This is a genomic window from Prosthecobacter sp., assembly GCF_044373815.1.
In the GTDB taxonomy this organism is placed as follows: Bacteria; Verrucomicrobiota; Verrucomicrobiia; order Verrucomicrobiales; family Verrucomicrobiaceae; genus Prosthecobacter.
Genome location: NZ_JBIPNG010000514.1, coordinates 1 through 4441, shown reverse-complemented (window position 1 = coordinate 4441; position 4441 = coordinate 1). Strand labels below are relative to the sequence as shown.

The window sequence follows — 4441 nt, the reverse complement described above, 5'->3', positions numbered from 1 at the left end:
CGGCCAGACAGGACGGGGAAAACGAAGCTTGCTTAGCAGACGCCCATTTCAGAAAATCAGTTAACAAATTTAATGCCATGGAAATTCCTACCGCAGCCAAAACCCTGTTGGAGCACAAGGGCCGGGACACCTGGACCATCTCGCCAACGGCAACTGTCTATCAGGCCATTCAGATGATGTCTGAGAAAAACATCGGTGCTCTGCCAGTGGTGGAAGGCACCCGGCTGGTCGGCATCATTTCAGAGCGCGACTACATGAGCAAAGTGGCGCTCCATGGCAAATCCTCCAAGGAAACGCCCGTCAGCGAAATCATGACGCGGGAACCGGTGACCGTGGGGCCAGATCAAACCGTCTCCACCTGCATGGAGATCATCACGGAGCATCGCATCCGCCACCTCCCCGTGCTGGATGGCGAAGAACTGCTCGGCATTGTTTCCATTGGCGACCTCGTGAAGTGGATCATCGCCACCCAGCGCATGACGATCGAGCAACTCAACGCCTATATCTCCGGCGGCTACTCCGCCTGAGCGCATCACACCAGTGTGTTCGGCCTGTTCCAGCGGATCTTGCCCAGGTGCAGATCGCCTTTGAAGCCATGCTTTGGCAGCATGCCACCGTCAGTCACCCACGATTCATTGGGTGCGATGTTGGTGGTCTGGAAATTGCCCATCAGCGGCACTTCATCCGGTGCTTTCACACCATCGCCTTCCAGTGGCAGCACGATGCGCTCCGTGTCGCGGATGAGACGCAGCGTTTTCAGGTCCACCTGCGCCATGAAGAGAGGCGAACGCCAGCGCATCACATTCGCATTGCTGGCGTCTTTGCGCGTATAGACCAGATGCAGCGCCTCGCTGTGTGGCAGCCAGTGCTGCTGCGTCGTGCTCATTTCCAGCGGTGTGCCATCGTCCCAGCACCATGGCTGCTTCTCTTCGAAATCGAGCCCATCATCACTCGCGGCGACATACCCGCGTTTGTCCTCCGCCCGCAAAGTCGCATAGAACTTCCCACGATACCGCACGAGCGATGGCTCCAGCAGCCCGCGACCTGCCGCATGCTTGATCTCGCGTCCCACCTTTTCAATGGCCAAGGTCTCGCCATCAAACGAACAGCGCACCCCGGCGGCTGAGCGGCCGGTTTGCTTCGCCCCAAAGGACATCACGAAAGCAATGCTGCCGTCTTCCAGCACCTCACGCTGGCCGCAGTTGTTCGTGTAGATATTCGCGCCGCGCGGGTCATCCCAGATCAGCCGTTTACGTTCCGACCAGCGGCCATCCTTGTAAACCGCATACACCGGGCAGCGTGCCGGCTGGTTGCGGTCAAACTTCGGACCTTTGTAAAAGACGTTGTGACCGACCGCCAAAATGCTGCCGGTTTTCGCATGATACTGCGGCACCACATCGCACACGCCTTCATCGCCACGCCCGTCCGATGTCGGCACACGGCCCAGCGGTGGCACTGGCTGCGGTTCTGACCATGTCTGGCCCAGATCCCGCGATTCCATCCAATGCACCGGCAGAAAGAAATCCGAGCCGCGAATTTCCTGCATCGTCATGAACACCACCGGCCCGTCCTTTGACGGCACCAGGCAGGGCCGTGGATGAAACCACGACGGCCCACTGCCATCACGCCCATGCTTGAGCGTGATTTGATCAATGGAGGCAATCAGCGGAGACGCTGACTGCCCGGAGGCCAGATTGGCGGCCAGCATGCCCGCCGCGCTCTGTTGCAGGAAACGACGGCGGTTCATGAAAGTCTGAAAGGTGGGTTACTTCGCCTTCGGCGCTAGTTTTGGCTTCTCGGGCAGGCCCTGGCCGGGCTTGAGGTCGAGATTGGCCGTCATGTCCTCTTCAGTCACGGTCGAGGCCACGCCATCCGCAGGGATCTTGGCCTTCGCCGTCCAAAGGATCGCATTCAGCACCAGCTTGCGCTGCTCGTTGTTCGCCCAGCCCTTGTGGTAATGACCGCCGGTGAAGCCAAAGCCACGGCCACCGTCCGCACGCTCACAGGCCCAGGCGACATGCTGCTTCTCCTGCTTCTTCACCGACTCACGCACGGTCGAGTTGCCGCTGTGCGCGCCATCCGGGCGGCTCATCGTCGATTCAGGAGCCACATCGCTCAGGATTGGGGTCACGCCTTGCATGTTTGGGCGGAAGCGCATGAAGAAATACCATTCGTCGTTCGTGCCGAAAGGTTTCACGCCGGAGCTGATCGGGTGCGCGGGCAGTTCCTTGAAGTTCGCATCCCAGTGGGGGTTCACGCTCCAGTTGATCTCAAAACAGCCGCCCATCCAGTCGATGAACTCCTTGCCGCCCTTTTCAATCGTCGGCTCCACCGCGTAATGCAGCGTCAGAAAGCCGCAGCCGCGCTTCATCTCTTTATCGAGCTGGGCCAGGTGGTCTCCCTGCAGGGCCGGATGTCCGCCGCCGCCGTCCGAGTAAATGACGACCGTGTCCGCCTTGGAGAGCTCCTCCTGGGAGGGCCATTCGCCATTCAGGTGAAATTTGATGTCCGCCTGATCTGCCGCACCCTGCTCCAGGCACTTTTTCAGCAGCTGGATGCCTGCATTGTGCTCATGCTGCCCCGGACCATGGGAGGGCTTCCCAGCGATCATGACGATGGATTTTTTGTCCGCTGAAAACGCGGAGCCGAGGAGTGAAAAGGCAAAGAGGGCGGTGAGCAGATGCTTCATAGATTGGGGTCGGAACGTGGCAAGCAAACGTCCCAAGTGCACGCGTCATTTCACCCATAAGAAGCCATCTGGGGCGACCACCCCCGCTTCTGGCACGCCTTCCGCTACTCTTTCTCCTTCGCCCGACCGCATGCCCATCCCCAAGAGCCGCCCGCAGACCAATGTTTTCTATGCCTTTGCCTTCGTGGGCGTGGTCATGGCGGTCTTCACCGTGGGCTACCGGGTGGCGGGGTGGTCGTGGAGTGATGCCTTCTACATGGTCGTCATCACCGCCTTCAGCGTCGGCTACGGCGAAGTGGTGCCCATCGCCGATCCCTGGCTGCGGGCGTGGACGGTGACGCTGATTCTCTTTGGCTGCACCGGCATCATTTTTGTCACCGGTACTTTGGTGCAGTGGCTGACGGAGGCACAGATTCAACGAGCTTTGGGAGGCAAACGCATGGAAAACGAAATCGAAAAACTGAGCAACCACGCCATCATCTGCGGCTACGGCCGTATTGGCCGCATGATCGCCTCACAGCTGCAGGCAGGCGGCATTCCCTTTGTCATTGTCGATCAGGCAACTGACCGCGTGGCGGAGGTGCGGGATGCAGGATTCCTCACACTTCAGGGAGAGGCCACCGACGAAGCCGTCCTGAAACACGCCGGCATCAGCCGCGCCCGCGTGCTGGCCACCGTGCTGCCCAATGACGCCGCGAATGTCTTCATCACCCTCAGCGCTCGCAACATGAACCCTTCGATTCAAATCATCGCGCGCGGCGAGGTGCCTTCCACCGAGCGCAAGCTGCTGCAGGCCGGGGCCAACCGTGTCGTGCTGCCCGCGCACATCGGCGCAGACCGCATCGCCCACCTGATCCTGCACCCGAACACGCGCGACCTGATCGGCGGCAAGACGAAGGCCAGCATCGACTTCGACCACCACCTCACCGAACTCGGCCTCGACATGGAAGAGATCGAGATCCGCGCGGACTCCCCCTGGGTCCACAAGCGCATCTCGGAAGTCGAGACCGGCACCGCCGGGCGCATGCTGCCGGTGGCCATCCTGCGCAAAGAAGGTGCCATGGATTTGAACCCCAGCCCCTCCGCGATGCTCATGCCGGGTGACGCATTGGTGGTGATGAAACGCGTGCTGCGGCGGTCGATGAGCTAGAAGACTTCATTTTCCAGTCAAGCTGGCTCGCTGCCTGCGTCTGCACTGCGGACCATGCCCAAGCAACCCGACCGCATTTTCAAAGTAGCCATCATCGGCGGAGGGTTTGCAGGAGTCTACTGCGCACGCGAACTGCTGCGGCTCACTGAGGATGTGGCCGGCATGACCGTGGGCATCATTGCCAGCGAGAATCACATGGTGTTTCAGCCGATGCTGCCGGAAGTCGCGGGCGGGTCACTCTCACCGCAACACGTGGTCAATCCCATCCGCATGATCTGCCGTGGCGCGGAGGTGCTGAAAGGAGAGGTCACGCACATCGATCTGGAAAACCGCATCATCACGCTGAACGGCGGCATGTTTACACCACAGGTCACAGTGGGATTTGAGCACATCATGCTGGCACCCGGCGCCGGGGTGGACCTTAGCCGCATTCCCGGCATGGGCGAGCACGCCTACCTCATGCGTACCGTCGGCGATGCGATGAAGCTGCGCGCCGCCATCATCAGCCGCTTGGAGGAGGCCAATCTCATCACCAATCCCAAGCTGCGCAAAGAACTGCTCTCCTTCGTCATCGTCGGCGGTGGTTACTCCGGGGTGGAAAC

General features: G+C 60.4%; 5 protein-coding genes. 3 read left to right on the top strand and 2 right to left on the bottom strand.

Annotation, left to right across the window (positions count from 1 at the left end):
- Positions 1-77 precede the first annotated feature (77 nt).
- Positions 78-527 carry a CBS domain-containing protein gene (locus ACIREA_RS27265; RefSeq protein ID WP_397385476.1) on the top strand — a complete coding sequence of 150 codons (450 nt, stop codon included), beginning with the start codon at positions 78-80 and terminating at the stop codon, positions 525-527.
- 5 nt (positions 528-532) lie between these two features.
- On the opposite strand, the gene ACIREA_RS27260 is transcribed toward ACIREA_RS27265, so the two are convergent.
- Both ACIREA_RS27260 and ACIREA_RS27255 read right to left on the bottom strand, forming a co-directional pair.
- A complete protein-coding gene (locus tag ACIREA_RS27260; protein WP_397385475.1) occupies positions 533-1747 on the bottom strand; it encodes a sialidase family protein in 1215 nt (404 codons plus the stop codon).
- An 18-nt stretch (positions 1748-1765) separates the two neighbouring features.
- Positions 1766-2689: a ThuA domain-containing protein gene (locus ACIREA_RS27255; protein WP_397385474.1), complete on the bottom strand. Its 924-nt coding sequence runs from the start codon at positions 2687-2689 to the stop codon at positions 1766-1768.
- A gap of 130 nt (positions 2690-2819) precedes the next feature.
- On the opposite strand from ACIREA_RS27255, the gene ACIREA_RS27250 reads away from it, so the two are divergent.
- Both ACIREA_RS27250 and ACIREA_RS27245 read left to right on the top strand, forming a co-directional pair.
- Positions 2820-3839: a potassium channel family protein gene (locus tag ACIREA_RS27250; protein ID WP_397385473.1), complete on the top strand. Its 1020-nt coding sequence runs from the start codon at positions 2820-2822 to the stop codon at positions 3837-3839.
- A 54-nt stretch (positions 3840-3893) separates the two neighbouring features.
- The coding region (locus ACIREA_RS27245) for an NAD(P)/FAD-dependent oxidoreductase (RefSeq protein WP_397385472.1) at positions 3894-4441 on the top strand (548 nt) is incomplete at its 3' end.